The sequence below is a fragment of the Nostocoides vanveenii genome (genome assembly GCF_039531165.1).
Lineage (GTDB): Bacteria > Actinomycetota > Actinomycetes > Actinomycetales > Dermatophilaceae > Nostocoides_A > Nostocoides_A vanveenii.
In genome coordinates, this window is record NZ_BAAAPN010000029.1 from 60,684 (window position 1) to 84,983 (window position 24,300).

16 protein-coding genes are annotated in these 24,300 nt (G+C 68.2%); 11 read left to right on the forward strand and 5 right to left on the reverse strand.

Features of this window, described 5'->3' with window-relative positions; translation table 11 throughout:
• Window position 1: 1 nt before the first annotated feature.
• The 4 genes from ABD209_RS05750 to ABD209_RS05765 form a co-directional block, all read right to left on the reverse strand.
• Complete coding sequence (locus tag ABD209_RS05750) at window positions 2–727, reverse strand: ABC transporter ATP-binding protein (protein ID WP_344063378.1); 726 nt, start codon at window positions 725–727, stop codon at window positions 2–4.
• On the reverse strand, window positions 724–1,380 hold the full coding sequence (locus ABD209_RS05755; RefSeq protein WP_344063381.1) for a PadR family transcriptional regulator: 657 nt from the start codon (window positions 1,378–1,380) through the stop codon (window positions 724–726). Before ABD209_RS05755 ends, ABD209_RS05750 begins: the two co-directional genes overlap by 4 nt.
• Window positions 1,381–1,537: 157 nt before the next feature.
• Window positions 1,538–2,515: an NAD(P)H-quinone oxidoreductase gene (locus ABD209_RS05760; protein WP_344063383.1), complete on the reverse strand. Its 978-nt coding sequence runs from the start codon at window positions 2,513–2,515 to the stop codon at window positions 1,538–1,540.
• 161 nt (window positions 2,516–2,676) lie between these two features.
• Window positions 2,677–3,441: a hypothetical protein gene (locus ABD209_RS05765; protein WP_344063386.1), complete on the reverse strand. Its 765-nt coding sequence runs from the start codon at window positions 3,439–3,441 to the stop codon at window positions 2,677–2,679.
• Between the two features lie 454 nt (window positions 3,442–3,895).
• Between ABD209_RS05765 and ABD209_RS05770 the strand changes: the two genes are divergently transcribed.
• The 10 genes from ABD209_RS05770 to ABD209_RS05815 all read left to right on the forward strand — a co-directional run bounded on the left by ABD209_RS05770 (window position 3,896) and on the right by ABD209_RS05815 (window position 22,545).
• The gene (locus ABD209_RS05770) at window positions 3,896–4,210 is read left to right on the forward strand and encodes a hypothetical protein (RefSeq protein ID WP_344063389.1); all 315 of its coding nucleotides are present in this window, start codon (window positions 3,896–3,898) and stop codon (window positions 4,208–4,210) included.
• Between the two features lie 261 nt (window positions 4,211–4,471).
• Window positions 4,472–5,029, forward strand: a complete 558-nt coding sequence (locus tag ABD209_RS05775; RefSeq protein WP_344063392.1) for a hypothetical protein — start codon at window positions 4,472–4,474, stop codon at window positions 5,027–5,029.
• A complete protein-coding gene (locus ABD209_RS05780) occupies window positions 5,026–8,130 on the forward strand; it encodes a hypothetical protein (protein WP_344063395.1) in 3,105 nt (1,034 codons plus the stop codon). The genes ABD209_RS05775 and ABD209_RS05780 overlap by 4 nt, the downstream gene beginning before the upstream one ends.
• Window positions 8,131–8,152: 22 nt before the next feature.
• Window positions 8,153–11,620, forward strand: a complete 3,468-nt coding sequence (locus ABD209_RS05785; protein ID WP_344063398.1) for a tubulin-like doman-containing protein — start codon at window positions 8,153–8,155, stop codon at window positions 11,618–11,620.
• A gap of 19 nt (window positions 11,621–11,639) precedes the next feature.
• On the forward strand, window positions 11,640–14,309 hold the full coding sequence (locus tag ABD209_RS05790) for a hypothetical protein (RefSeq protein ID WP_344063401.1): 2,670 nt from the start codon (window positions 11,640–11,642) through the stop codon (window positions 14,307–14,309).
• 19 nt (window positions 14,310–14,328) lie between these two features.
• Window positions 14,329–17,079, forward strand: a complete 2,751-nt coding sequence (locus ABD209_RS05795) for a SaeA-related protein (protein WP_344063404.1) — start codon at window positions 14,329–14,331, stop codon at window positions 17,077–17,079.
• On the forward strand, window positions 17,079–19,739 hold the full coding sequence (locus tag ABD209_RS05800; RefSeq protein ID WP_344063407.1) for a GAP1-N2 domain-containing protein: 2,661 nt from the start codon (window positions 17,079–17,081) through the stop codon (window positions 19,737–19,739). The genes ABD209_RS05795 and ABD209_RS05800 overlap by 1 nt, the downstream gene beginning before the upstream one ends.
• Before the next feature lie 14 nt (window positions 19,740–19,753).
• A complete protein-coding gene (locus ABD209_RS05805; RefSeq protein WP_344063410.1) occupies window positions 19,754–20,755 on the forward strand; it encodes a hypothetical protein in 1,002 nt (333 codons plus the stop codon).
• Between the two features lie 122 nt (window positions 20,756–20,877).
• Window positions 20,878–21,915, forward strand: coding sequence for a TRAFAC clade GTPase domain-containing protein (locus ABD209_RS05810; protein ID WP_344063412.1), 1,038 nt, complete (start codon window positions 20,878–20,880; stop codon window positions 21,913–21,915).
• A gap of 48 nt (window positions 21,916–21,963) precedes the next feature.
• On the forward strand, window positions 21,964–22,545 hold the full coding sequence (locus ABD209_RS05815; RefSeq protein WP_344063427.1) for a TerD family protein: 582 nt from the start codon (window positions 21,964–21,966) through the stop codon (window positions 22,543–22,545).
• Between the two features lie 52 nt (window positions 22,546–22,597).
• Here ABD209_RS05815 and ABD209_RS05820 read toward each other — a convergent pair whose 3' ends face one another.
• Entirely contained in the window at window positions 22,598–23,359 is a 762-nt protein-coding gene (locus ABD209_RS05820) for an IclR family transcriptional regulator (protein ID WP_344063415.1), read from the reverse strand.
• A gap of 160 nt (window positions 23,360–23,519) precedes the next feature.
• Here ABD209_RS05820 and ABD209_RS05825 point away from each other — a divergent pair, with 160 nt between their 5' ends.
• Window positions 23,520–24,185, forward strand: a complete 666-nt coding sequence (locus ABD209_RS05825) for an enoyl-CoA hydratase-related protein (protein WP_344063418.1) — start codon at window positions 23,520–23,522, stop codon at window positions 24,183–24,185.
• Window positions 24,186–24,300: the final 115 nt, after the last annotated feature.

Sequence of the window (24,300 nt, forward strand, 5' to 3'; positions counted from 1 at the left end):
CTCAGTGCTCCGAGGCGACGAGAAGGTCTTCGGCGACCTCGGCGGGGCCGGTGGTGTCGACGACGACGCCGTCGCGCAGGAAGACCACCCGGTCCGCCCAGGCGGCGTGCCGGGCTTCGTGCGTGACGAGAAGGCCGGCGGCGCCGGAGTCGCAGCGTTCACGCAGGACGCGGAGCACACCCTCACCGGTGTGGGAGTCCAAGGCACCGGTGGGCTCGTCGGCGAGGACGAGGCGGCGATCGCCGACGAGGGCGCGGGCGATGGCGACGCGCTGCTGCTGCCCGCCCGACATCTTGTCGGGGTAGCGATCGGCCAGTTCGACGACGCCGACGGTCTCCAGGACGGCAGCGGCTGCGGCGCGCGCCTCGCGAACGGATGTGCCGTCCAATTCCAGTGGGAGAGAGACGTTCTCGCTGGCGGTGAGCGAGGGGATGAGGTTGAAGTCCTGGAAGACGAAGCCGACCCGGCGGCGGCGCAGGGCCGCGAGCTGCAGGGCGCTCAGCGAGCCGAGCTCCTGGCCCTCGATCCAGACTTCGCCGCTCGAGGCCTTGTCGAGGCCGCCGGCGAGATTGAGCAGTGTCGACTTGCCCGAGCCGCTGGGGCCCATGACGGCCACCAGTTCGCCCGGGAAGACGTCGAGGCTGACGCCGCGAAGGGCGAGGACGGCGGTGTCGCCGTCGCCGTGGGTACGCGTGACATGGGTCAGGCGAAGGATTGGTGCAGTCATTGCGGGGCCCCCTGCATAGGTGCGGTGTCGACGGTGGTTCGGGAGTAGGGACGAGCGCCGCCTGAGGGCCCGGGCCCGGCCGGGCGGGCATACGTGCGGGTCCGGGGTTTGCGTGCCTCGCTGGCGAGGCGGGCTTCGACGTGGTCGAGCCAGCGCACCTCGCTCTCCGCGGCGAAGATCAGGTTCTCCAGGACGAGGACCCAGGCCAGGTCGTTCTCGGTGGCACCGGCGGCCTGCTCGCGGTCGGCCGCCTGCACCTTCAGGCGCGTCAGGTCGCGCAGGTGAGCCACGGTCGCCGTGCGCTGGGTCTGGACCACCCGCGGCACGTCGACGCCCGGGGTGGTGACGGCGATCGCGAGTTTGATGACCAGTTCATCGCGGGGCGTCTCGTCGCGCCGCACCGGGGTCTGCCACCACTGCTGCACCTCACCACGGCCGAGCACGGTCAGGTGGTAGAGGATGCGGCCCTCCTCGTCGGCCTGCGCGTCCTGCTCGACCAGGCCGTCGCGTTCGAGCCGGGCCAAGGTCGTGTAGACCTGCCCGACATTCAGCGGCCAGGTGCCGCCGGTGCGCGCCTCGAACTCGCTGCGCAACTGAGCGCCGTACATCGGCTCCTCGGCGAGGAGGGCGAGCAATCCCAACTTGACCGACATCGTGGCTCCTGGCGTCGTGCGGCCCCTGACTCGGCGTGCATACCGAGTATTAGGGCGAACACCGCGAGACTATACCGGGTATGCAGGCGCGTCAAGCGATGCGGTTGTGATGTGTGAGGCGCGTGTTGCGCGGCCAGGCGAGTGGGGCCCGCGCGCGTCAGGGATGGAGGAGCAGCTTGCCGATGTGGCCGCTGGCTTCCATCTCCTGGTGCGCTTCCGCTGCGCGGGCGAGCGGGTATGCCGCATGGATAACGGGCCGCAGCCGGCCCGCCTCGAGCAGTGGCCACACGTGCTCGCGGACGGCCGCGACGATCGCCGCCTTCTGAGTCAGTGGCCGTGAACGCAAGGAGGTCGCGTGGACCGCAGCGCGCTTGCTCAACAGCAGGCTGAGGTTGAGCTCGGCACTGACGCCGCCTTGCAGACCGATGACGACTAGGCGCCCGTCGAGAGCGAGGGCGTCGAGATTGCGGGCGAGATATTTCGCGCCCATATTGTCGAGAATGACGTCCGCCCCGTGACCGTTGGTGGCGGCCCGGACCCGCTCGACGAAATCCTCCGTGCGGTAGTCGATGAGGATCTCGGCGCCCAAGTCACGGCATACGTCCAGCTTGGTGCGGCTGCTCGCGGTGACCGCGACGCGAGCGCCGGCTTCCCGGCCGAGTTGGATGGCCATCGTGCCGATGCCGGACGACCCGCCGTGGACGAGCAAGACTTCTCCCGCAGTGAGATTCGCGGTCATGAAGACGTTGGACCAGACCGTGCAGGCGACTTCGGGCAGGGCGGCGGCGTCGGTGACCGACACCCCCGTGGGGATGGGTAGGCACTGCGCGGCGGGCGCGATGACGTTCTCGGCGTAGCCGCCGCCGGTCAGCAGCGCGCAGACCTGATCGCCGGCCGACCACTGTGTGACGCCGGCCCCGAGAGCGTCCACGACGCCACTGACTTCGAGGCCCGGATAGGGCGAGGCGCCGGGTGGGGGCGGATAGAAGCCGCGCCGCTGCATGACGTCGGCGCGATTGACGCCCGCAGCGACCACGCGGATGCGCACCTCGCCCGGCCCGGGTTCAGGGGTCGGCACATCGGCGAGGACGAGGGCTTCGGGCCCGCCGGGCTCGGGAATGGTGATCGCGCGCATGGCGTCCACGGTAGGGCTGTGCGCCCGCGTGGGCTCGGGCCCGGCCGTGTGAGGGTGGCCGCAGTCTCAGACATGAACCTGATTACGCAACGTCGTCAGGGGTCCGGGTCCCGCGGAAGTACCGAAGTGACGAAGGAGCGAAGAACGTCGTGGGGTGTGGCCTACCGGCCGTCATCGAGGAGGGCGTCGAAGATCGGCCGGAAGGGACCGAGGTCGATGTCGTTTTCGTCCGCATAGGCCATGACGGATGTGCCGGCGGCCCCCGCGGTCCCCGCGAGTTGCGTGCGTACGCGCTCCTGAACCACGTCGGCGCCGAGTTGAACCGCCCCGAGGAAGACCAAGGGCGTGACGAATACGCCCAGAGCGAGGGCGACGCCGGCCAGACCGCGGCGGGATCCGCGGATCAGGGCGATCACCGCAATGATCAGGCCGATAGTGATGATCACGTCCATCCCCACCCAACCGGTGAGCCACAGCAACCCGTCGCCCAATGGATCCTTGGAGATCAGGCTCACGGAAGCAATGGCCTGGTAGAGAAGGAAGCCGCCGACCACGGTGCCCAGGAGCACAGTGCCGAAGGCGGTGAGCCCGAGTCGGCCGCGGCGTGGCGTCCTTGTCGCTCTCCTCTGTTCCCCAACGGCGACAGCTGTCGCGTAGGGCACCGGAGTCGACGGCTGGGCCCAGGGCGCCAAGTCTTGGGCGGGCATCGCGGATGGGAAGGTGGGCGCGGCGGAACCGGGTATCGTGCCGAAGGCCGGGTAGGCGGGCGAGGCGGAAGCGGGTGTCGTGCCGAACGCCGGATAGAGGGGCGTCGCGGCGCCACCGGCCCAGCCGGGTGCCGCCCCTCCGGATGTGGGCTGGCCAGGGGCGGGGTAGGCATCGGGGTCGGAAAGCCTGAGGTCGTCCGTCGACCAGGGATCGCCCATGCGGTTCACCAGTCCTTCGCGGTGGTCAGCACCACGTCCAAATCGCAGCAGCGTGATGTCCCGCCAACTCTAGGCAGGGCAATGCCCGGACGGATGTCCCCATCTTTGGGGACACCCCTGCCCGAGAAGCGAAACGCAACCTTTAGCCGATGGCAATGGCCAGGACGGCTGGCATTCAGGAATTTGTCCCCCAAAGTGGGGGGCTTTCCCGCTCCTTGCATCATTCACCTTTAGGGATGGGACCCTCCCTCCGAATATTCGCCGGCCGGTGCGTACTCGAATCTCGAAAGGACGAATCGATGGATTGCAAGAAGTGTCACCGCCCACAGCGTGACTGCCCGAGCTGCAATGGCTGCCGGGCTTCGGGCATGTTCGGCAAGCTCACCTGCAGCAAGTGCAACAACACCGGCCTCGTATGCAACGAGCACGCAGGACATCACGGACGCTGACCTCCATGGCCAACTGGGCGTCCCTGGTCGACTACGTCAACCGCAACTACAAGATCGCCGATCAAAACGACACCATGGTGAAATTGATCTTCAATACCGGCGACCTTCGAAGCCAGGTCATCTTCGTGTGGAAGTCTTCTCTCATGAATGGTGCCGAAGAATGGGTCACCTTCGAATCGCCCTTCGCCGAAATCGCACAAGTTGACCTCGGCACCGTGCTCAAGGAAGCCAGCAATTTGGTGTGCGGAGGCCTGGGGCTGGTGGGCTCAATGCTGACCTTGCGGCATTCGGTGCCGCTGCAAAACGCAAGATCCCAATGAGATCGACCGGCCACTTGCGCTGATCAGTGGAAGTGCGGACCGTCTGGAGCGCCAGTTCGTCGGCACGGATCAGTTCTGAGCCCCTCTCCGGGCCTGACGACCGGCCGGACGAGGAGCGGGGACACTGCGTCGTCAGGCCTGTCGTCAGCCTGTCCCTCAATGTGAGGACTGGTCGCCGGCCGATCGCTCCGGCACGTTGACACATGGCCTGCCGGGCGAGGTGGCCGGTGCCAGTGCAACCCCGCGTACAGAGGACGATTCATGAGCTGGGACTTCAACAATCCCTCGGGCCTGGGCGGCGACGCGGCGACCGGGGGGGCCTTCTCCACCTCGGGCAACGCGAACTTCGACTGGGCGGGTGCCAGCACCTCGACTCCCGAGGCTCAGGGCGGTAGTGCCTTCGGATGGCCGGCGGGCAACGAAGCGGCCTCCCTGTCGGACACCATGTGGTCGGGCGACACCGGGTTCATCGACCCGAACGGTGTGACGCTTGCCGCAACGCCGCTCCCGCCCGGCAGCCCGCCCGTTCCTTGGATCGCGGGCGCTGCCGCGAGCGCGGTGGTCGCCCTGGCCGGCGCACTGGTTGCCGCCTTCGCCCTCTCCGGCTCAGTGCCCGTAGCGGCCGCTAGTTGGGTGCTGGCCGGCCCGGCCGCCGTGCTGCTTCTCGGCGAGTTCGTCAAACGCGATGAACGCCAGCGTGCTCGGGCCTTCTACAAGGGGGACTGGGCGCGCCCGGCGTCCATCGCCGTCGGCGTGGTCGCCCTCCTCGCCGTCGGCGTCGCGGCCTACGTCATCGCCGACTGGGTGGCGACGCGATGAGCCCCTTGATCCGTATGGCCGCGGCGACGGTTCTCGCCATGGGCGCACCTGGCGCGCTGGCCGTGCTGCCTCAGGCCGCCGCGGCACCGATGCAGCCGCGATATTCGGCCCTCCCGGCGGAATCGGGCTCCTCAGCAGGACTGGCCAAATTCGGCGCCTGCCTATATGGCAAGAAGACGGCCGATGTCGTCCTGTTGCTCGATGAGTCCGGTTCGCTCCAGGGCAGTGACCCGGACGGTGCTCGCGTCACCGCTGCGAAATATCTCGTCAAGCAGTGGAGCGCCCTCAGTCTGGAGACCGGGGTCAAGATCGCCATTCAGACGATGGGCTTCTCTGGCGGCGTCCAGGACGCGAGTGGTCGCTGGCTGGATGCAGGCAGAGACCTCCCCCAACTGAAGAATGATCTCGATGGCTTCCGGACCCGCGACACCGGTCAGCAGACCGACTACTGGATGGCGCTCGATGGCGCTCGGAAGGCACTGACCCAGCGAGCCGCCAAGGGCGGATCCAGCTGCCAGGCGGTGCTGTGGTTCAGCGACGGCAAGCTCGACGCCTTCGCCACCTATCCCAACGCGGACGGCAAGAACATCGTCAAGCCTTATCTGGACAAGAAGACCGACGACGCCACGGCCAATGCGGCCGCGGCCAAGGACCTGTGCCGCAAAGGCGGGCTCGCCGACCAGGTGCGCTCGTCCGGCATCGCCACCTTCGGTATCGGTCTGGCGGCGAAAACTGCCACCGCCGATGACCTGCAAATGATGCGGTCGATCGCCCTCGGCGAGAACAACTGTGGAGCGGTCTCCGCCAAGGGCACCGGCGACTTTCACCTGGCCACGGACATCGACCAACTGATCCTGGCGTTCGACGCCCTCCGGGCGCCCGGCAGTGTGACCGTCGAACAGTTGCGCAAGGTGTGCCAGGGACAGATATGCCCGACGCAAGCGCACAAGTTCGTCCTGGATGACTCGATCACGCGCGTGCACGTGGCGGCATCGGCGAATGCCGACGGTCTCAAACTCTTTGTGGTCCCCCCGTCGGGCAAGGCCGTCGAGGTGCCGATGGCCGGGGAGACCCAGACCACGGTCGGGCCGGCGACCGTCGCTGGCGACGGCTTGACGCCGCATACGGTCTCGCTGGACTTCGGCAAGAAGGAATCCTGGACCGGTGAATGGTCGGTCGTCTTCGTCGACCCGAACGCGAAATCCGCGAACGCCCAGTCGATCACCAAGCTCGAACTCTCCGCCGACATTGAGCCCGTCGTCACCTTGCCGGCCGGCAAGATCTACGCCGGCCGGCCCAGTGATCCGGTCAAGATCGGTCTGCAGAGTCATGACGGCAAGCCCATCGACCCGGCGTCGCTCCTGGGCAAGGTCGCCTTCTCGGCCGTCTTCACCGACGCCGCCGGCACAGAGATCCCGGTGGCCACGGATCTCGATGCCGCGGCCTTGGCCAAACCCATGGTCATCGACCTGACGGATGCCGCCGAGGGCACGGGCACGCTGACGGCCAGCGTCAACCTCACGACCGCCGAGGTCAAACCCGCCAAGGGCAAGGCCATCCCGGGGACCAAGATGGCCCCGGCCACGGCAAACTTCGATGTTCCGGTGCTGCCGCCATTGGGGTTCCCGGTCATCGGCGACAAACTGACGTTCGGCACCGCGACCGGCATTGCCAAGCTCGAGACCACCATCAAGGCCACGGGTCCGGGGTGCGTCTGGTTCGACGCCCCACAAGTCACCGCCTCCCCGGAGAAGGCCGGAACGGTCGGTGTGTCGAGCTCGGCCGGCAATGCCGCATCGTGCGTGCAATTGGCCGAAGGCGAGTCGAAGGACATCCCCGTCACCTTGACCACGACGGCGGCAGCCAATGGCTCGGTCAATGGCACCATCACCGCCCACCTCGCCCAGACGGACAAGCTCGCGCAGGCGCGCACCAAGTCGGTGGCCTTCGTGGCGGACCTCGACAAACCCGCCAACCCCACGACGAAGTGGGCGACTTTCGCCCTAGTGCTGTTGGGTGGGATCGGGGTCCCGCTGGCCCTGATGTACCTCGTCAAACGGGTCAACTCCAAGATCCCCGCCCTCCCCCTGCTGGGCGGCACCTTCGATGTGGCCGTGGAGAACGGCCTGGTCACCCGCGCCGGTATGCCGTTCGCCCTGCAGCCATCGGAGTTGCGCGATCCCATCGTGGTCCCCACGGGCGGGGCGACCGCGCTGACTGTGGGCGAGGCCCACCTACGGGTCCGCAATGGGTGGTTGCCCTTCGGGCCTGGCTCGGTGCTCGCAGCGGTTGCCGGCGCAGTCGGCGTCTCCCAGAGTCAGTCCGGCCCGCGCAAGGACGGTGGGGCCGAACTGCCGCTCGCCATTCACAACAATTGGGCACTCTTCACTGCTCCCGAGCGTGGCCCGGGTCAGGGTCGTCTACTTCTTCTCGTCAGTGCGGATGCGCCTCCCGAGAAGCGCCAGGACATGATCGACCGCGCGCTCGCTGAGGTGCCGAAGCGGCTGGAGGCTTTGGCGGGGGCGCCTGCGGCGGCTGGACCAAGTGGTCTGGTCGACCCTGGCGGTGCCGGCGGTGCCGGCGGACCCTTGCTGACCGACCCGGATGGCGGGTGGGCCTCGCCGCCGCCCGCGGGCGGCGGATCATGGGCCGTGCCGGCGACGTCCGGTGCGGGCACCGATTCCTGGCAGGGCGGGCAGGACCCATGGAGTCAGGCACAGCCTGGGCCGAGCACCTCAGGTGGCGATCCGTGGTCGCCGTCGCCGTCCGGGACTGTGGCCTCCCCATGGGGCGAACCGGCCCCCTCGCAAACGATGGCCGCGCCGTGGGGCGAGCCGGCCTCGTCGCAGACCATGGCCGCGCCGTGGGGCGAACCTGCGGCTTCAGGGACCGTGGCCGCTCCCTGGTCAGGCACGCCCGCCCCATCGAACGGTCCGATCGCAGATCCGTGGGCCGCCCCGAGCGCAGCGAGCGCAGATCCCTGGGCCCTACCTGCCCCGGGCGGTGATCCCACGACAACGCCGCAGACCGGCCTCGACGCAACCGCGCCTCGGACGGCTCGCGGCACCACCCCGCCCGACTTCGACAACCCGGCTCGCTGACCGCGACCCAAAGGAGCCTTCTGTGCGCAATATCCTCTTCGTCGGCTGTGGCGGTTCGGGTGGGGCCCTCCTGGGCTACCTGATGGACCAGCTTCGCTCGGACTTGCGTCGCCATGGCATCGAGCAGTTGCCTCGTGGCTGGGGATTCATTCACGTCGACTGCCCGCCGGCCCCGGATGCGATGGCGCCCGGTCTGGGAACCGTCTGGGATCTCGGGGGCCGGTATATCGCGCTGGCCCCACAGGTGGGCTCCTATGCGATCGTCGACCGCGCCGTCACCAGCGGCAGCGCCATGGGCGAGATCGCCACTTGGGCGCCGCGGCGGCCCGATCGGGTCACGGTGCCGATCCAACTGGGCGCCGGCCAGCAGCGTGTGCTAGGGCGGGTGCTCCTTGCCTCTCGTGCACCAAGCCTGCTGGAGCAGTTGAAGGCGGCCGTGGACGTGATGAAGTCCGCGGAGGCCACCAGTGAGATGTATGCCGCTGCGCAAGCGCTCGGCGAGCCCTATGACGCGTCGTCAGCGGCTTACACCATCGTCCTGTCCTCGATGGCCGGCGGGACGGGCGCCTCCATCGCGCTCGATGTCTGCCGAATCCTAGGCCAGATCGTCGACAGTTCGATGATGTCGGTCTTCATGTGCTCACCGGACGTCTTCGACTCGATCCCGGCGTCGCTGCGCGCGGGCGTGCGACCCAATGCCCTGGCCATGCTCGGCGAGATCGTGGCCAGCCAGCTCGGCGAGTCGCATGAGCACGATCTCGCCCTTCTTGCGGCTGTGGGGGCGCCCGTCACCGGTGCCGCGCCGGTGCCCTTTGCCCGAGTCATCCCCGTCGGGCGCTTCCTGGGCACCGCGGGGACGCCTTTCGGCGACGGCAGTATGCAGACGATCTACCGCGGGGTCGGGCAGTGCCTGGCGGCGCTCTCGGTCAGCGATAAGGCGCTGGACAATTACCGCAAGTTCATCCTGGAGAATTTCACACCACGCGCCCACACCAGGGTCTCAGCCTTCGGCTGGGGTGCGCACAGCAACCCCGACATTCAATGGGGGTCGATCGGCTACGCGTCGTTGTCGATGGGACGTGATCGTTATGCGGAGTATGCCGCTCAACGCATGGCGCGCGCGGCGCTCGATCACCTCATCGGTGGCCACCTGCAGAAGGGCAACCCCAACTCCGGACAGTTGCAAGCCCGCGCGATGGTGGCCTCTCAATGGCCGTATGCGTGCACCCAACTGGGCCTGCCGGTCGGCGGTGGCCAAGACCCGCAGGCCCTGGCGCGGTGGGTCTACGACATCGGCCTGCCGCGGCAGAAGTCCGCTCAGATGGCCCGGGCCGTCATCGAGCGCGGCTTTACCAACGAGATGCCCATGGCACCCGCAGGCATGCCGTCCGAGCAGTACATGCCGACCCTCATGGGCTTCCTCAACTCCCGGCGGGCCCGGCTGGGCCAGCTAACCAAGGACGCTGCTTATGCCGACGCGTACACCTGGTCGGGGCAGTTCGTCCAGCGCGTCGAGCACGTCATCGGCGAGGCGATCGCGACCCACGGCCTGGTCTATACCAAAGAGCTACTCGCCGCCTTGCAAGAGCACCTCTCCGGGAACTACGGAGCGACCGGGTTGGCCGCTCTCGGCGCGCAGACGCCGGATGCCGAGCAGATCCCGGCGGCAGTCGGCGAGTTGTTCCAGAACATGCGTGGCGTCATCAACCGGGGTCAAGAGGTCGTGGACCAGGTGCGCGATCGCTATTACCACGTGCTCGACGGAGCCGCCCGTGGTCAGTGGTGCACTCTCGTCGCGCAGGTCCTCGCTGACGTGTCAGCCAATGTTCTCGCACCGTTGGACGAGGCGGTGCAGTCCGCGCTGCGCGAGGTCGAGACTGCTCAACAGGTCGCGGCCACCCGCACGGGATTGGCGACCGTCGCTACCTCCCAGTACCCGCTGTGGCCGTCGGACTCCGATGTCATCGTCGATGCGCGATGGAGCGCGGCCGACAACGAAGTTCTCCTGACGCCGGCCGCAGCCTTCCCGGAGCAATATCTCCGCGATCTCGCTGCGGCCAGCCAGTCCGAGAGCGACGGTGCACCCCCGCCGGCCGCCGAGGCCCGGCGCCGGACAGTTCGGGCAGTAGTCACCGGGATCTGGCCGACGGCCGGCGGATACTCACCGCCTGCTGGGCTGATCTCCACGGATCCACAATTCGTGGCCAAGTCCCTGCCGATCGACCCGTCGACCGGACGTCCACAGATCCCGGCCCGGGCCGTGTATGCCGTTCACGTCTCCGCCACCGAGGTCCTCGACCGGGCTCGGCAATACGTCAATCGGACGCAATCGTCCTTCTCGATCTTTGTCCAGGAATCGATTCGCTCGTATGTCGACTCCGGCGGCGGACAGCGCAGCGGCGAGGTCGTCGGCAAGTTCCGACAGGTCCTGACCAAGGCGGTCCCGTTCGCACAGGTCAGCCCGCAGGTCGTCGACGAGGTCCACGACGGGCCCGCGACCGTGAACTTCTTCTTCTCCGACATCCCCTTCGCCGGCCTGCCGATCGCGGCCGACCTCGAAGCCCTCGTCACGCAGGACTCCACGGTCGATGCCTTGACCACGCAGAACCTGACACTCGCCCTGAGCCAGGCTCCGGCGACGCGCATCGACGTTTTCGGCTACTACCCCAACGAGTTGCCGGTTGTCTATTCCGGCCTTCTCGAACCGACCCGCGCGCAATGGGCGCAATCGCTTTCCCCCGACTCGAAAACGACCTTCTGGCACGGTCGGCGCAGCCGCCCCCTCGGAGCCGCCCTGGCGATGAGCAAGGCCGAGCGCCAGGCCATGATCGCCGGGTGGTTCCTCGGACAGATCACCGGCGAGATCGACATTCCCGCCCCGCCCTACAGCCAGCCGGTCCGTGTCTGGGACCATCACAAGAACACCTGGCAAGCCTTCCCCAACCCGCTGCTCACGCCACCCGAGCGCTTCCTGCGGAATTTCGACTGGCTGCCGGCGGTGCTCGAGTCGCACCTACTCGCCGTCGCCAACTTCGGCGCCAGCCCTGTTGGTCAATCCATGGCGCCCTACGAATCGCTGCGCAGCCTGTGGGATGACAACCCGAACGGCCCCACGCAGATGGCAGCCGGCATGTTCCGGCTGCGCGCATCGGATGCGATCGCGAAGTGGTTGACCGACGGCAAGACCCCCGCCGGTCCCGGCTCCCGGGTCCCCGGCCCAGAAGCCTCATCCACTGGCGAAGATCGCCGGACCGCGGCGCTGGAGTGGCTCAACTCGATCCTGGGCCTGGTGGGCGATCACTTCGACGCCGCCGGCGCCGGTGAATTCGCCCGGATCACCTCGCCGGATCAGCGCGAGCGGGTGCCCTATTTCCGTGATCTCGCGCCCGACCTGATGGGCGTGCTCCCGCAGTTGATCGAGATGGTCACCACCGCCTCGATCGGCGGTTCCACGACCGGCAACTCCAGCTTGATGAACTCGACGTTCTAGGGACAAGGACCGTATGCCGATGAACGACTTGACCATCATCGTCACCGAGGACCCGGTGCTCGCGGCCATCCCGGCCGCCCTGCGGGACTGGTCGGCTGCCGGGCTGATTCGGCCGTTCGTCTGGATGCCGCCACCGGGGGCCGGCCTGCGCGGCGCGGAAGCGCGGTTGGTGGAGGCGGGCGAGGTGACGGTCTGGTCGCCCGGTGACCTGCTGGCCCGGCGATCCCCTCATCACGTGCGCGTTGTGGCGCTGACCAGCGACCTCGCTACCGGCGTGGCCTCCACCCGGGCCGCGGAAGGCGTCCTCGCCGGTGTCAGCGCTGCCGGTGGTGAGATACGGACCACCAAACTGCATCTCGTGCTGACCCGGCTCGGGGTTAGAGTCGGCGAGTTGACGGGCATCGAGGGGTGGCACAACCTGCTCATCTCGCCGGACGACGCCGCCGGGCCGACCCGCCCGCACAACACCTTGGAGGGCGCCGCGAGCGGTGAGGATCTGGCGCGTTATGCGCTTCCGGCGGTCGCCGTCCTCGGCGCCCTGTTCGACAGCCAGGATGCCGGGCCGCTGGATCAGCAGGCGCCCCCGCCGGGCCGCCAGTTCCGGGTCCTGCGCGCCTTCGCGCGTCACCTGGATGGGACCGATGTGCACGAAGCCCTTCAGAGGCAGGCGCTCGGACTCGCCGATGGCTATCCGCTCGTGCTCGAGGGCGGCACTACCCCGGCGACCTATATCGAGAACATCGACCACGCGAATCAGCAGATGTCCGATGCCGTCTGGGCTCGCCACCAGGACGTCTACCTCAGTGCGCGCCGTCGACCGGAAAAGGCCCCCGTCGAAGACCTGGGCTTCTTCAAAGCCTTCCGGATGCTGTGGTCCTTCCTGTGGGCGGCGCTGAAGAATGCCCCGGCCGCGTGGGCCGACAAGGTCATCTATACGGCCAAGTATCGCTTTGCCAGCGCGGCGACTGGGGCGATCTTCGGCCAGAACAGTGCCTTCGCGGTCGTCGTCGGCGGTGTGCGTGGAGGCCCGGGCAGCAGCTGGGAGAACCAGATCCAGGCTCTGGCCAACATCGAGAACTCGCTGCCGCAAGCGGAGGGCCATCAAGTCCATGCCCGCTTGGACGGCCTGTGGATGGACGTCGTCGCCGGTGGCTTGACGCTACTGGACGGACAGGCGCGCGGGGGACTGGAGGCGCCACGGATCGGGATGGAAACCGGGGTCCTTCGCTTCGGTCGGATGCTGGCTCCTTCCCGTGCTTCCGACTCCTTCACCGAGATCCCCGGCGCGGTGCGGGCCGCCGTCCCGAACGACTCGCTCGCGCCTTACGACACGATGTCCGTCAACCGCTTCGGCCGGGCAGTGAGTGCGATCGCCGCGGATCCGTTGGCCGGTGCCGAAGCTACCTCGACGCTGGAGAGCTTCTCGGGGTGGTGGCAACGGATGCGCACCACCTACACGGCGAAAGTTGCGCAGCGGCTTTCCAGTGAGTTCGAGGCTCGGTTGGCCGAGATCGCGGAGTACACCAAGATCCTCGAGGCGGCCGCAGCGACTTCCGGGCTCCCCGAAGAGATCCGGCGCCAGCAAGTGCGCCTGGCCAAGCGGCTGCGATGGCTCCTGATCGGGCTTGTTCTCCTCGTGGCGGCCACGGTGACGCTTGGCGTGCTGGCCTTGATCGGCTGGGTGGTTGTTGCTATCGCCGTCACCGTGTGGATCTTGTGCTGGCTCCTTGGGTCCGTGCTGACTTTCATGCGGGCTCAAGCGAAACTCTTCCAGCTCAAGAACGCACGGGCCGAGGCACTCAGCAAGGCGGCTGCTGCCGAGTTCAATCTGGCCGCGGCCATCCGTGACGCCCGCCGGTGCGGTGACGCCTATCGGCTGCTTCAGCACTGGGCGGAGGTGCTTGCGCTCTTCGCAGGGGACCCGCTGGGGCGCGGGGGGACCCAGGCCGTGGAGAGCCGCACGCCGGGCACCGATCACCCGCTAGCGATCCAGTTCGGGAAGGCCCTGGTCAATGACGCAGCGATCGCCCGCACCGCGGTCGAGTTGCGGCGTCAGGTCTTCCCCGTCGGCTGGCTCGACCCTGTGTGGGATACGTATTTGCGCTCGTCCGGGAATCTCATCGGGACGCGCGGGAGCGTCCTCCTGGACGACCCCCGCCTGCTCTACAAGCAGCGCGCAGTGCAGGAGGACGTCCTGCTGCCGATGTGGGTCGACGCCCTTGGCGCCCAGGGCGTTCCCGGTCGGGCCGGGGATCAGCTCTGGCAACAGATCGTGAGTCTTCTCCACGGCCCCGGACGCGAAAGGCTCGATCAACTACTGGCAACGGTTCGCGTCGAGACAGGAGCGTCGACCTCGCTCGGGGAGTTCCTCGGTGGCCTGACCGCCCGGGTGACCACACCGACCATGTTCCCCAGCCAACTGTTCTCCGCTTCCGGCGTGACCGGTGGCATGCCGACGCCCCTCGCCCCCTGGTTGCAGGAGCGAGTGGACGGCCTGTCGCGGACGGTGGTACTGGTTCAGTTCTCCGACGCCATGGCGCCGGAGTTCCTTCGGTCCGATATGCCGATCCTGCCGGACCCGGTGCCACCCCCCATTCCGCTACCCGACGACGAATTCTCGCGCTCTGCGGTCCCGCCGCGCGCTTCTGCCCCCCCGGTGCGCCCCGCGCTGGGCAATAGCACCTTCTGAGGGACCAAGGGGACCCACCGTGCGTGCAACGAATGACTGCATCCTGCTCAGTTGGCGCGCCGCGATGCTCGCGCGCGGGGTCGCTCCGCTGCCGACGGAACAGGAACTGCGGCAGATCTGCGCCCAAGGCCAGATTCCGGACCCACCCTCGCCGACCATCGCCCCGTGGGTGCATGTCATCGCCTTCTTGCAGGCCCAGAGCAGATTCGGTGTCACCTGGGAGAGCCTGCACCTGACCCCGGACCTGCTCACACCGCGACCGGTTGCCCCGACGCCGCAGCCGCAGACCGGCCAGGCTGCCCTTCCATCAGCCAACGCTGCAACGCCATCACCTGCCACCTCCACGCCCGAGGCGCGGGCGATGGAGCAGTTGCGGGCGTGGCGCAGCGACGCCGAAGCGAGCGGTCGTCTCAAGCAGGGTGGCGTGACGGATGGCCAGCTGATGTTTCTCGTGCGTTCGCTGGCGGCGCCCGAGGACGTCGGCCGGCGCGTTCGGGCCCTGGCGCCGTTCGATGCGGAGTTGTTTGCGCTGATCACCGATGCGCTTGGCCGTGCCCCGAGGCCGGCGAACTCGGCCGCGGACGATCTGGGCCGGACGCGGCCGAGGAGCGCACTGGGCGGGGCGGGCATACCGCCGGCATCGCAGGCCACGCCCGGGGCCCGGCACGCCGAGCCATCGCCCGCCCCCACGGTGCCCCTGCAGAGCGCTGCGCCACTCCAGCTCGCGACCCAGGAGCGGCCTGAAGTCCAGGCCGAGCACGCCGCATGGGTCCCCGGCACCGATCCGGTGTATCCCCCCGCCGACGGGATGCGGCGGGCCACCGCGCCGGCGGGACCTCCGAACCGCACGGCCAACCCGGCGCCCGCACCTTCGCCCACGTCGCCGCCGGAAGTCGAGCCGGCGTCGCGCATCGGGTCCCCGACCAATCCTGGCACCGCACCAGTCACATCGGGCTCCGATGGGTCCATCGGCTCCAATGGGTCCATCCCGCCACGGTCCGTCATCACGCCCGTGCAACCCGCAGCCGACCCAGAGCCGGCGCCGACCGCTACCACAACAAGCGGCCCGGTGGACACTGTCCACGGTTCGGTGGACTCCGCCGGAGAGCTGCTCGGCGGCTACGCGGAGGCCATGAGCGTCGCGGACCAGCCCGCCACGACCATCGTCGAGCAGGTGGTCGAGGAGGGGCAGGTCACCTATCGCTGGCCCGCCCTGCCCGGAATCGTCACGATTTTCCGAGTTGTCGTCTCCGACGCCCAGCGTCCGCTGGTCCCGGAGATGGGTGACATCCTCCTCGCCACAACCACTACCTCGGCGCTCGATCCGGCACCGGTCAACTCCCTCTTCCGATTCGTCCAGATCTGGGCCAATTCCGGCAGCACCGTAGCCGAAGCCAAGGCTGCTCAACCGCAGTTGCACGCCGAGTGCGTCCGGGTCGGCGGGGTGACTGAGGCCTCGGGGACGGCCGACTTCGGCCAGGTCTCTCTGGTGTGGGCGGCACCCGGTGGTGCTCAGCGCGTCCGCGTCTACCGCTTGCCGGATGGCGTCAATCTCACTCTTGGGCACGCGGCATTCGAGATCAGCACCGATCGTGACAACCTGACGGGGTGCCTCGATCGTGGCGGCACGCCAGGGGCGAGCTACACCTATCGGATGATCGTCGAGGCGCGTGACGGAACCGGTGCCGGACATACCTCCGGTCCGGTTGATGTGCGCCTGGAGTGGCCGGCCGTCATCCGCGAAATCACCGACCTCGCCGTCCACGTGGTCCGCTACCCGACGCAGTACGACCCCGGTGAGGTCGATCTCGAGTGGACCCAGCCGCCGGTGAGCTTGAGTCACATCTTCCGGATTGAGGAGCCGGTCGGTCCCGGGATTCTCGGCGTCAAGGTCGACAAAGGGGCATTGCCCCAGATGGGCTTCACCGACGTCGAACGGTGCCGCAACCCGATCGAGTTGCCCGACGCCTCGGGCAAGGTGCGCATGCTCGGGGTGGTCTGGCCGCCAAACTGGGCTCGAATCTACTTCGTCCCGGTCACCATCCTGGGTCAGCAGGCGCTGCCCGGCACGCCGGTCAGCAGCGAGTGCATCGTCCCGCCCGGCGACCCGCGACTCGTCGATCGGGTGACCGAGCAGGTCGTCACCTTCGTCTGGCCACCCGGCGCCACATATGTCCGCGCTCACCTCGGACCGCTGGGTGCCGCGCCTCAGGACATCTGCGCCGGAACCTGGCACACGCAGGTCTCGGAGGAGGATTACCGTCGCCACGGCGGGCTGCGGCTGCAATTGGCCCCGACGCAGGACATGGCCGTCTTCCTGACCGCAAGTCGCGGTCAGACCGTCAGCGAGGCGGTCACCGTGCCGCTGACTCGACGGCTGCGCATTCAGTACGCGGTCGAGATCCGTCGCCGGATGCGGGTGGGACCGGTCGACTATGCACGGGTCGCCGTCTGGGCGCCTAATGATGCCGTCCAGGGGCCACCGCCCTTCGTGGTCGTCTTCCGCGACGACCGCCTGCCGATGCATGCTCGCGACGGCACCATCCTCGGCACCGTTCCCGACGAAGCGGCGGACGGCTCCGCCCCGATCCAGGCCTTCCGGCCGGCCACCTTGACCTATAGCCCCGACATGCCGAAGTGGCGGATCCTGGTTCCGGGCGGCGTGGCCCGCGGCTATCTCCGCGTCTTCGTATCCCCCGGGGTTCCGCCTGAGCTGGCCCGCCGCATCGTGGTCCTCGACCCACCGGTCGCGCAGCTGAGGTGGGGCTGATGACGGATGCCGTCCGCGCCGCGGCCGCCGATCGGTTTGTTCAGATGGCCTACACCTCCGGACAAACGGGCTTCGGCATCCATTCGGCCGTAGGGGCTCCGACGCAGGCCGAAAGCGATGTGATCGTCAGCGGTGCGGATCCGTCGCGCACCGACTTCGGCCAGCCGTTGCCCCGCTTCGCGGCGCCCGAGGAAGTGGCGCGCTTCAACCGCAACCTCGTCGCCTACCCGGTCGCGCCCGGGGAGTCGGCGATCTGGCATACGGCCCCCGCGGGCGCGGACGAAAGCGGACGGACTGGGAATGTCTTCGTGCACGCGATCCTCGACCGCGATGCCGGAACGGATGCCGTCCGCGCTGTCGATCGCTGGCGTTCGCCAGGCTGGGTGACGCCTTTCGGCGCGGCAGAAGTGCGGGCGAGTGCATTGCCAGAACTGGCGCCGGGGCCTGGGCCTGCCGTTGGCGGCCGCCAGGTGTGCGATTTCCTGCTCGACCCCACGACCTGGCGGTTGGCGGTGCTTTCGCGGTTACTGGAGGAACTCGCACTGCCTCGCGGCGCTCGGGGCCCGGTTGTCCTGGGCGTGGATTCGCCCGATCACGGCGCCTTGTGGGTCGGCGCGGTAGCCCACCTGATGTCACCCAGATCCGCCGCCCAGATGGGGTTTGGAGTATGGGAGACGCCGCGGGCGCTGCAGCCGGAGCGGATCGGCCGATTCGACCTGGTCTGCATGTCACCGCGCGACCTCGCAGAAGTCCGGGAGCGTTTCCCGCAGGTCACGGCCTTCGCGACGAGCGACGACTTGGCTCCTCGGGATTGGTCGCCTGGGGACGAGCGCGGGGAACTTGCCTGGGGGGCGTTGGCCCTGGGCATGTTGAGCCTGGCCGACGACCCGGTGGAGGTCCTCGACGAGATCGACGCCCTTGCTGCCCGCGTCGGCGATCGGGCGCTGGCTCGGTACTGGCCGCTGGCCATGGCCATGGCAGGACGGATGGATGCCTGGGACTTCCTCTCCCACCCCATCGCCGCCGCATTGCGGGCGGGCAGCCCGCCAGAGTTGGCCGTCTGCCCCGACCTCCTGGACTCGACTGCGGAACTGGTGGGACGGCATACGGGCTCGACCACCGGAGAGTCCTGGGCGGCGTTGAACGAGTGCGCTCCGGGGCCGATTGCGCATGTCCTGCAACGGATTTACCTCGGCCGAGCACTCGCGGATGACGCGTGGTTGCTCCAGGAAGGTGGCGCGCCGGCCCGGCGCGATCCCGGCTGGAACCCGGCCGCCGACCCGGCGCTGGCCACTGGGCTGACACGGGCGATCGAGCGCGCGGCGGCCCTTTCCGACCCGATCACGCGTGCCGTGGCCGCCGTCAGCCTGACGGACTTGATCATCCGGACCGGCTGGCCCAGTCACGACCCCGACGCCCTGGCGGTCGGTCGGCTGCTCCCGTTCCTGGCGGGGGCACTTCGACCCGTGCTGGCGGATACCTCCGCCCGCGAGGTCTTCACCGCCGGGTGCCAACCCGACGGCGACACGCTCGTGGTGATACGTGCGGCGCTTGCCGACTGGCCCCTGGACATCGCGGCCGCGGCGGGGGTCGGGAGGCGATTGCCTGTGGCGGTCCTGGCCTGGCTCTACCCGGAGGGTCCGGCGGCGGGGCCGATTCCGGAGAGCCTGTCGTTGCTCGACGTCGAAGCGTTGGCCCTCGCGGCCACGGGTGCCCGCGATCCAGAGTTGCGTCAGAAGGGTCGTGAGCGATTGCTCACCGAAGCCATCTCGTTGCACGAGGAGCAGTTCGCGCAGGAGCGCGCCGACCTGATCGCCGTGGTCGATCAGTCGAATCCCTTGGTGGCGTCCGAGCTGCGGCTCCTCCGAGCCAACGGCTATCGGCCGACCGACAGCCAACTCGCCGCTGCCATCTTGCGTGGGCGTCTGGGTGAAGCGGACGACGTCTTCGCCCTCCTCACGGAGGCGTCGGCGCAGGGCGATCGACCGGCCATCGACCGGGCACTGCGTTGGCTGCCCCTGGTGCGATCCGGGCCGGCGTGGGGGGCGCCGACCTTCGACGTCGCAGCCCGAACGTATGCGCCGAACACCATTGCCGCCCTCTCGGAGCTCTGCCGAACGGCGCGATCGCCGGTCGGGCCACTATGGGCAGCTCATCTGGCCTGCGCGGTCGAGTTGGCGGATGTTCGTAGTGGAGAGCACGGCTTCTTGGCGAGCATGATGCCGCCGCCAGGCACTCTCGCACCTGGGCTGGATGAGTTGTGTGCTGCCGTCCTGGAGTTGCCCATGACCGATGTGCAGTGGTGCTTCGACCGGATCGACCAGATCACCCTCCGGGCCGTGTTGTCTGACCCGGATTTCCCGAGGCCGATCACCTCATCGCCCGCCACGCTTGCCCACCGCCTCGCCGACGAGGACGGACGACCGGCCGTCGTGGCCGGGCTAGAAAGCTTCTATGCCGGCATGGTCAAGGAGGACCTGGTGGGCACCAGGGACGCGCTATTGGGCCTCGTGCAGGAGTCCTTCCCGGATGACCCCGAGGTGGCCGACTTCGCCCGATCTTGGTTCGCCACGACGAGCGGCAGCAAGGGCATGGGCGATCGGCTCCGCCACGCCGGTGGACGCTTCTTCGGCAAGTCGAGCCCGACAGCTTCGGTGTGAGAGGGAGAAACTAGATGACCAACTACGAACTCGGGAAAGCCCCCGTCGGTCTGCGGGCTGGTCGCGTCATGGTTGCGGCATCGTTGGGTGGCGAGCCGGTGACGATCCACCTGCGAACTGCCGATCCGGCGGTGTCGATCAAAGGCCTTTGGACCCAGCACGGCGCGGGATATATGGGCATGTTCAACAGGCCTTCGACTGAGTTGCCCAAGCAGGTGACGCTGAGCGTGGCCCGCGCTGACGGACGTCCCTTCCCTGCGGAACCGCGTCTCAATGTGACGGCCACGGTCGGTCTCGACTCGGTCTCGTGGACGGTCGCAGGGCTCGGCGGGATGCCGGTCGCAGATGTGGTCACGCTGAGCGTCGACGACGACTGGTTGACCTTCGCTCGACCAGCGGGCATCGAGCCGCCCAATGACAATCTCACCGGCGGTGCTGCGTCGATGGCGGCGGCGGCGCGCCAGATCCTCGGGGTCGCCAGCGTCCCGCCCACCCAGCGGGCGCACGTCGTTGTTGCCGTTGACCCCTCGGGTTCGATGAAAACCCGTCAGGTCCGCTCGAGCCTGAATGAGGCACTCGAGGCCATGGCCGGTATCCACGCGGTCCTCGGGGGTGAGGGCAAGCGACTGGAGTGGTATCTCGCCACCAGCCCGCCCCGGCGCTACGACGATCCGGAGGCTCTGCTCGCGGCGCTGGAGGAGGCGGCATACGGGCTGGGATCCTCGCTCGATCTGCCGAGTCTGGCACCGTCGAACGGCAACGAACTCAGTGTCGTCTACCTGATCAGTGACGACGTGCCGGGCTCTCTCGCCCAGTTCGCCGACGTGGATATGCAGGCGCGCCACCTCGTGGTCGTCGCCAACCCGGCTACTGCGCCGGCAGCCCTGGGGCCGGTCGATGTGACCGTATGGCCGGCTGGCCCACTCGATGATTCCCGCCGCCCGGCACTTGCCAAGGACCTCCTGCGCGGATGTTTCGACGCCAATAGCGCCTGTGGGCGGGCGGTGGGCGCGTGAGTAAGTGCCCCCTGTGCTTCAGCGACGTCGACCCGGGGCGGGCCCGTTGGCAGTGCATGAACCGCGAGTGTGCGGGTCCGGCATCCCCGGAGCCCCTGGCCACGAGCTATCTCGGGCACGAGATGACTGTCAAGCAACGCCGCGAGGAGGTGCGGCCGAGTGATCACCGCGGGGCCTGGGCGCCCCGAGCGCAGCAATTCTGCACCGACTGCGGGGTGTCGATGACGCGCGCGTGCACCGTCTGTCGCTACCCCTTGCCGGCCGATGTCGGGGAGTCGGACGTCGTCTGCGTGGCGCTGGCAGGAGCCCGGGCAACCGGGAAATCGGTATCGATCGGCGTCATGCGACTATTCCTCGAGAAGTTTATCGAAGAACTGCGTTCATCGCTCGATTTCGAGTCGCGGTACTCGGAGAGCGACGAAGACAAGGAATATGTCAAACAGATTCTCACTGGCATGGTTTACCCACCCACCCCGCCTGGGCAGGCCCGCTCCCTGCTCTACAGCATGGGTCAGATCAATGGCAAGCGGCGGTACCTCGCTTTACGCGATATCGCGGGAGAAGACCTGGAGGCGGCTGAGGCCAAACTGAATCTTAGTTTCCTCGGGCGTGCCGATTTGGTCATCTTTCTGTTCGACCCCTTGGCGATCAAGAGCATTCAAGATGCCTTGGAGAATCTCATTCCGCGGCAACGAGCGGTTGGGCAGGAGCCACAGAAGGTCCTGCAAACTGTCCTTCGTCACATGGGCGCGGGGCGTCCGCATCTGGCCATCTGCCTGGCCAAGGTGGATGCTCTGCAACGACTGGCCGATCACAACAATCCCATCAGCCCGGTATTCGCCAATCCCGGCACGACGTTGATGCGTGAGTCGGTTCGACACGGGGTGACCAGTGGACCCGGATACGACGAACATAGTGCGCAACTTCTCAGTGAGGAAGTCCGCTCCACCTTGATGCTGCTCAATGGCACGGTCATTGTCAATATGGTCGAGAATCCCGCCAATGGCAACATTCTGCCGCATCGGTTTTTCACCACATCGGCCCTAGGGGGCGCAGCAGATGGCGAACTATTGCCACCGCACGGGATCACGCCCTTCCGCGTGCTCGATCCGCTGCTCTGGATATTCCATCAGAAAGGAATGATTCCCTCTATCGCGTAACTGGATTTGCGGCGGTTCCGATTTTTTCAAGAGAAAGTAGTTCAACAAATGGCTATCAACCTTAGCAAGGGCAGCGTGATCTCGCTGGCCAAGGAGTCAGGCCCGGCGCCTCTCGATCGCATTCTGATCGGTCTCGGATGGGATCCGGCCGATACTGGGGTCGCTTTCGACCTGGATGCCTCGGTCTTTCTGACCGACTCATGGGGGCGTTGCCAGTCGGACGCTGATTTCGTCTTCTACGGTAGCAAGGTGCACTATTCCGGCTCGGTCACGCACCAGGGCGACAACCTCACGGGCGACGGGGACGGCGACGACGAGCAGATCCTGGCGGTATTGACGCAGGTTCCGCCCGCTATCGAGCGCCTGCGCATCGCGGTTAGCATCCATGACGCCGCGGCGCGGGCACAGCACTTCGGGCTCGTCAGCAACGCCTTCATCCGCATCGTGAATCAGAGCGACAACCGCGAATTGGCCCGATTCACGCTCAGCGAGGGCGCAGGCGGCCAGGACAGCCTGACCTTTGCCGAACTCTTCCGAGACGGAGCAGATTGGCGCTTTCGCGCTATCGGTGAGTTCAACCTCGGCGGCCTGGCCGGCGCATTGGCGGCTCACGGGCTAACGGCCGGCTGACCCTGGCGATCACGCCGGCCCGGAGAAGGTATCGGGCCGGCGTGATCGCCCGTCAGGCGCGCCCGCCCAGGCGCGCGCTCAGGGTGGCCGCAGCCTCGATGACCAGGGCGGCGAGGTGCTGCTCGGCGGTGGCGTCGAACTCCGCCGAGGGGAAGGTCAAGGCGAAAGCGCCGAGCGGGTGGCCGGTGTGGTCGACCGCGGCCCGCGCGACCGATGCGAGCCCGGGGCTGATCGTGTCGTGCTCCACGGCATACGTGCGGGCGCGGGTGTCGACGAGCAGGCGTTTGAGGTCGGGCAGGCTCTCGGGCCCGCGCTCGCCGCGGCGCACAAAGGCATCGCGCGTGGGGAAGATGGCCCGGACCTGGCGTGGGGGGAGCGCGGCGAGAATCGCCAGGCCGCTCGCTGTCAGGGGCGCGGGAAGGCGCACGCCGACGTCTGTCACCAGCGGTGGGCGGCCGTGGGCGCGCTCCTCGATCAGATAGAGCACGTCGCTGCCGTGCAGCACGGCGAAGTGCCCGTTGACGCCCGTGCGGTCGACCAGCTTGGTCAGAATCGGGCGGGCGCGCCGCTGGAGGGGGCCCTGCCGAGAGAAGGCCGACCCGATCTCGTAGGCTGTGCGCCCGAGCCCGTAGCGACGGTGCTCCGGCAGGTGGGTGACGAAGCCGCGGTCGGCGAGCACAGTGAGCAGGTGGTAGACGCTGGAGCGTGGCAGGCCGAGTTCGCGAGCGATGGCGGCTGCGGGCATCGGCTCGCCGTGCGAGGCGAGCAGCGTCAGGATGTCGAGGGCGTGACCCGCGGCCGGTGCGTTGGACACAGGAGGCAGTCTGCCGCATTGCCGGACCGGAGCAGGCCGCAGAGCCGCCGCGCTTGGCGGTGCGCGGATGGTCGAGTCTGCGTGCCGTCGGTGGTGGGGTGAGGCACATTTTGGGCCGCGTGGGTGCCGCCAAGGCGGGCGGCGTGCTGGGATGAGCGGCATGCCCACGCTCACTACTGATGGCCCGCTCTGGACGCTCGACCTCGGCAGCGACGAGAACCGCTTCTCTCCGGCGTGGCTCGATGACGCCGAGGACTTGCTCGCCCAGGTCGCCGCGTCGACCGAGCCGGTCGCGCTGGTCACCAAGGGGAGCGACAAGTTCTACAGTAACGGCCTCGACCTGGACTGGGTGATGGCCAACCCCGCGGACTTCTTGACGTATGCGGGCCGGGTCCAGGCGATGCTCGCGACCATCCTCACCCTCCCTGTCCCGACGATCGCCGCCGTCAACGGGCATGCCTTCGGTGCTGGCGCGATGCTCGCGCTCGCCCACGACTTCCGGGTGATGCGCGCCGACCGCGGCTTCTTCTGCCTGCCCGAGGCCGACATCCGCATCCCCTTCACCGACGGCATGTCCGCGCTCATTCAGGCCAAGCTGACGCCCCAGGCCGCCGTGGCGAGCATGACGACCGGGCACCGCTTCGGCGGCGAGGAGGCCGCGGCATACGGGGTCGTCGACGCGGTTGCGCCGCTGGAATCCCTGGCGGACGCTGCCGCCGCCCGCGTGCGCGGGTTGGCCGGCAAGGACCGGACCACCCTCGGGACCATCAAGTCCCGGATGTATGCCGGCGTGGTCGCCGCCCTGCTCGCTCCGCCCCGTTCCTAACGTCTGCTAGCCTCCGTCTTTCACGGGGCAGCGGTTTGATGACGTGAGGTGCGTGGAGGGGCTGTCGGCGTGTGGGGGCAGGCGTTGGTGCCGCGTGGCGCTGCGGTGCGGGTTT